This is a genomic window from Pseudomonas sp. PKS, from assembly GCF_051913525.1.
Classification (GTDB): Bacteria; Pseudomonadota; Gammaproteobacteria; order Pseudomonadales; family Pseudomonadaceae; genus Aquipseudomonas; species Aquipseudomonas guariconensis_D.
Map to the genome: position 1 here is coordinate 1 of NZ_JBEGDO010000041.1, position 5461 is coordinate 5461.

Genomic DNA, 5461 nt, shown 5'->3' on the forward strand with positions numbered 1-5461 from the left:
TTCTTTCGCTACTCGACGTACTTACTGGCGTTTTCACACAGCCTGGACCCAAAGCGGCCGTTCCCTAGGGACAGCTATGGGGCGAAAGCATCCATGTACGGCCGGCAGCTTCAACCCGTAACGGACGTTACCGCATTCAGGAAATTAGCCCTGTTTAGCGGCGGACAACCGTTCATAAATGCGATGCAGGTATGCCTGGTAGATGCAAAATATGACAAGCAACAATCCAGCTCCGGCCTCAGCTTCCATGGCCAAAAAAGGCTTGATTGAATACGCTGAACGGGATGCGCTTGAAAGACTCCCTGACTCCATCAAGCTCTCCGCTAGCTCTTGAAAATTGTCATGGAGCTTATTAAGCAGAGGTAGAACCGATGAAGAGTCAAAATCTGCATTGACCTGATGGGCGAGCTGATTTCGAATATTCTTGATCGCTCTGAGGATGGCGGCATCCCTTTCAGAGATTATCGACAGGAGCAACGCGAGCTGGATCCTGGCACCAAACGAGCCACACGGTGCACGGCCATCGCCGTTAATCCCTAGAAACGAATGTATTTCCTGCTCTGGCCCTGTCAGCGTCATGGATAGAATTTCGACAAGTGCGAGATCGAGAACCGCGCCGGCAGTAATAGCTAGCTCACGTCTCGGCAGTCCTCGATAATCTTTGTAAATTCTATCTGCACCAGGGAATACATCCCGCATCCACTGCTCGATTTTCCAGGCCATTTCACCTCCTAAATCCCTATCCGAAAGGTCCTGACTCAACTTCAGCTAAGCGGGCCCCATCATGGTCTACCTTGCTTTTTACAGTACGCGATGTACGCACCTATAGCATGCGGATCTATGACGTCCTCCACGTCCTGAGAATGCCAAGTAGGAGGTTTAGGGCTGTCGAGGCCAGTTGCCAGTTAGGAGAAAATGCTCGACCTCAAGAGGGATTTGATAAAGACGAGACATACTGCCCTTCCGGCGTCGTAGCACCGATGTCATTATGCCAGCACCGCGTTGCCCACAGATTTCATCGCGCGCACTCGATTGGCCCATAGCATGCCATCGGGATACGCCACACCTTCAAGGATCGTGTTGATGTCCAACGAAAACACCCCGCCAGCCGCAACCCCTTCTGAAGATGCCGTAGCCCACCCGTCCACTGCTGACAAACCTGTGGAGCTTGATGCCAACCATAAGGGCCTTCAGGCCTACTTAGCACCTGGGGCTTCTGATTGGGCGCCTTTGAATGAAGAAGCCTACATAGTCCTCAAGGGCGCACCACCACCTGATCCTGCAAGGATCGTTTCCAACCGCACAGCGCTGTCGGACATGCTCGCTGCGGCACTGCAAGTTCCCAATCTTGGCTTTTTGGCAGGAAGTGGGACTTCTCTTAGTGCACCAGGTGGGCCAAGCATGTGGGATCTATGGAAGCGCTCCATGTGCACACCCGGCTCGGGAGATCCCACTGAAGCGGCAGCGCGCGTGATGGATGTGGTGCGGTACAAAGAAATCATCAATCCAAACATCGAACATTTCCTTTCTCAGTGCGACGCCTACCTCGCCTTCAACAAAGACGCGACCGTTGAAGGGTTCGTCAGCGAGGTCAAAGCAGTCATCCTTGATGCATGTTCGGCATTCCTGCGGGCCCCGAACTCCGACATTTCTGCATACAGGCAGTTGCTGCAAAAGCTGGCGAGACGACGAGTTCGAGATCCTCGCCTGAAGGTCTTCACCACAAACTATGACATGTGCTTCGAGACAGCAGCCTCTGACCTCGGGATGATGGCCATTGATGGATTCTCCTATACCCGTAGGCGGCGGTTCGATGGAAAGCATTTCAGCTACGACATCGTCAGGCGAGAGGCGGAAGGTCATGAATTCGCCGAAGGTGTGTTCCAGCTACTGAAGTTGCATGGATCGGTCAGCTGGAGCAGAGAGGGAAACGACATCTACGAGGACACAGCGCCTACACCTGCGAACGCGTGCCTCATCTACCCAGCCAAAGGCAAATACCAGCAGGCATTCCTGCAGCCTCACCTAGAGCTCCTGTCGCGCTACCTGGAGTTTCTGCGTCAGCCCAACAGCTGCCTCATCGTGGCGGGCTTCGGCTTCAACGATGATCACCTCTCCGAGCCAATCTTTTCAGCGATCCAATCCAATCCGAGCCTTAAACTCATACTCTGCGATTTCCAGTGCATCACACACCTGCATAACCGGGGGCACCATGGCTCAAGCGACTATTGGGGCAGATTCCATGACCTCGCCAAACGCGGCCTGGATATCCACTTCGTCAGTGGCTCGTTCAGCGATCTGGTCAGCTACATCCCGCACCTGAGAACAGCCTCTCCAGCAGAGCAGTTGGCGAATGCCGTCAGACGCCTGGGGAGCCAAAACGCATGAATACTCTCGACGGGATTCTGGCCAGCAATCTCAAAATTGGTGTGGTTTCAAGTGTAGGCGCCCACTTGGTAAAGACGAACCTGGCGCATGCCGGCAATGTGAGCGGCCAGTACTTGGGTCACAACCGTTACGGCAAGGGTGAGGTCGGCGAGCTCGTGCTCATTGAAGGCCAGCAAGCAGTGCTGCTCGGGCGCATAACCGAGGTGACGTTGCCTGACAGGGATCGCTCGGAGATTTCACAGGACTTTGCAGGCAGCCGCCAAATCGATGCGATCGGCTTGATACGCCTATTGGGCTCCGTAAACCCGCAATCACTGCGAGTCACAGCAGGAGTGAGCTCATACCCACGGCTTGGAGATCGGGTCTACTCAGCCCCTGGAGAGTTTATTTCCCAGATCCCTTTATTGACGTCAACAGGGGTGGACGGTGCGCCACCTGAGGTAGCGTTGAACCTTGGTCACGTTGCCGGGGATGGCGGATTTCCTATTGCCGTCACTCCCGAAAAAATTTTCGGACGGCACTGCGCAATCCTGGGTTCCACAGGCGGTGGCAAGAGCTGGACGACATCCAAACTGATCGAGGAGTGTCGCCGCTTCTCAGCCAAAGTAGTGCTGATCGATGCCACGGGCGAATACCGATCGCTCGTTGGCGATGACACGGTTCATTGCCACCTTGGCAGCCCTCTTCACCTGGCTGGAGGCTCTGTAGAAGTCGCGATTCCGCCGACGAGCTTCACCGAGTCCGACTTCATAGCCCTCTTCCAGCCATCGGGCAAAACCCAAGGCCCTAAGCTGAGGGAGGCGATCAAAAGCCTCCGACTCGTACATCTCGCACCTGATCTGTTCCCGAAGCACATCGTCTGGAAAGTAGACCAATCGAAAGAGGTCTATCGCGAGGCCATGAACAGAGGCAACAATGCAAGCCTTGTAGGAAATCCAACAACGCCATTTAACCCTCGCAAGCTGGTATCTCAGTTGGTGCAGGAATGTTGCTACCCGACCGCTTTCAACGACTCAGAGCGTTTTGGGGGGGCAAGTAACGAGATCTCACACTGCTCATCCCTGATGACCCGCATTCTCGGCGTGATGGAATCGCCGTCGCTGGGCTGCGTCTTCAGTCCCGCTGCAGGCCTTCCCAGTTTCGTAGATCAACTGGACAGTTTCATTCGCAGCGACAAGAAACTGTTCAGGGTCTGCTTGAGCTCAATTGGATACGAGTTCAACGCCCGTGAGGTTGTGGCCAACGTTATCGGCAGACTTCTACTGCAGCGAGCCCGGGGTGAGGTTTTCAGGACAAGGCCGCTAATCACCATCCTAGACGAGGCCCATAATTTCCTGGGCAAAACCGTCGGAAACGAGGATGACCTACAGAATCTGGATGCCTTTGAGCTGATCGCGAAGGAGGGTCGAAAATACGGGCTGAACATCTGCCTGGCGACCCAGCGACCGCGTGACATAACCGAAGGAGTGCTCAGTCAGATGGGTACCCTGCTCGTCCACCGGCTCACGAACGACCGTGACCGTGAAGTCGTTGAACGAGCCTGCGGTGAGATTGATCGCTCCGCTGCAGCATTTCTGCCGAACCTGAAGCAAGGCGAAGTAGCGATGGTGGGTGTTGATTTCCCGATCCCGGTTACGATTCAAATCAGTCGACCAACCCAACCTCCCATATCGGATGGGCCAAGCTTCCAGAGTAGCTGGGGATCACCGGGGCACTGAACTGATGCGTATGGGGCATGCCCTGATCAGAGCGTGACACAAGGATGGCTATACGGTCGGCCAATAACGCATGCAACCCCGCCTGGGTCTGGCTGAACGTCTGACCTTAATCGAATGATCCACGGCACGTAGGTCACCACAATCTGAGTAATGACTGTCATGAGCCCACTTAACAACGACGTGAGGGCCGCTTTCGTTGAGGCACTTGAGGAAATCTCGACGCAGATGTCGATTGCATACGAACAGCTCGGTCCTGTACCAGAAGGCCATGTATTAGCTCAGGCAGGTTTGCAGAATGGCGCTGAAATCGTTCTGGACTATGTCGACAACAACGAGGCTGGAGTAGCGTTCGAACACTTGCTTTACATGATTAACGAACCACCGCTCGTCGTTTCTGAACAATGCATAAAAACTCTAGCTGGGATCGCAAGCGCCTTGAATATGCCATTCACGATAGGACAGCGTTTACCCTCCTGAACGTCAGCTTTGGGTCCAGGCTGTGTGAAAACACGCGAGATGTGTGTCTTCACACAGCCTGGGGCGTTAGCTGTCGGTATGGATGACAGGTCACGACCCATAGCAGCCTGTCGGGTAGATAACGGCCAAAAGCAGCCTGTCGCCTGCGTCAGCTTTAACAGTCAATATCAGCCCGTCGAGCCAATGCATGGTGGTGTCTATGAATCTGGGGCGCAATATGATCTTGAACAGCCCCAACCAATGCCGTAGAAGACAAACGTGTTGATGTCGATTTCACCCCTTCATGCGTCGCGATGGGCGATACGGCCAAAGCGGCAGTGAAACTCGTCTCATTTGTGTCACGATCAGATATTTTACCGCCATTATTACAAAAGGTTGCCTCATGGCCAGAAGCCTTAGACTTCAAAATAAGTTGCACAGGCTCTATCTTATAGATGTCGGCATAGCGGTGTTAGATGACGATGGCCTTGTCAGCAAGCTGTGGGGGCTTCGCCAGGGAGAATGGCTTGATGTAAATACGACAACGGTCAATTGTGAGTTTCTTCAGAAATATCGGCTGGAGTACGTGGTGACACGGGGCCCTATTTCTGGGCATTGGGCGTATCGGCCTTTCGACCCTACAGAACTGAGCCTTATGTTTACGGCAAAGCATTGCGGAGACATCGCCCATGGATGGTCGCTGGATCGCTTGTAGGTCTATCTGATTTTTTCGTGAGCCTGGTCTGAGATCAGTGTCGTCCCTGAAAGTCTGCCTTGACCAACTCGCTCATGCCTTGGTCGTCGCCTATCGCGGATCTCTAGAACTTGAAGAACGTCCGCTATGGGTCCAGGCTGTGTGAAAACACATTTTTAGAACGATTCCGCCATGGGCGCATCGA

General features: G+C 54.0%; 4 protein-coding genes. 3 read left to right on the forward strand and 1 reads right to left on the reverse strand.

The features are described 5' to 3' along the window. Nucleotides 1–144 precede the first annotated feature (144 nt). Nucleotides 145–723 carry a hypothetical protein gene (locus tag ABOA88_RS23935; RefSeq protein WP_367852219.1) on the reverse strand — a complete coding sequence of 193 codons (579 nt, stop codon included), beginning with the start codon at nucleotides 721–723 and terminating at the stop codon, nucleotides 145–147. A 360-nt stretch (nucleotides 724–1083) separates the two neighbouring features. Here ABOA88_RS23935 and ABOA88_RS23940 point away from each other — a divergent pair, with 360 nt between their 5' ends. From ABOA88_RS23940 to ABOA88_RS23950, 3 genes are all read left to right on the forward strand, one after another. Beyond that, on the forward strand, nucleotides 1084–2388 hold the full coding sequence (locus ABOA88_RS23940) for an SIR2 family protein (RefSeq protein WP_367852220.1): 1305 nt from the start codon (nucleotides 1084–1086) through the stop codon (nucleotides 2386–2388). Continuing rightward, on the forward strand, nucleotides 2385–4106 hold the full coding sequence (locus ABOA88_RS23945; protein ID WP_367852221.1) for an ATP-binding protein: 1722 nt from the start codon (nucleotides 2385–2387) through the stop codon (nucleotides 4104–4106). Before ABOA88_RS23940 ends, ABOA88_RS23945 begins: the two co-directional genes overlap by 4 nt. A gap of 159 nt (nucleotides 4107–4265) precedes the next feature. After that, nucleotides 4266–4583, forward strand: a complete 318-nt coding sequence (locus ABOA88_RS23950; protein WP_367852222.1) for a hypothetical protein — start codon at nucleotides 4266–4268, stop codon at nucleotides 4581–4583. The last annotated feature ends 878 nt before the right edge of the window (nucleotides 4584–5461 follow it).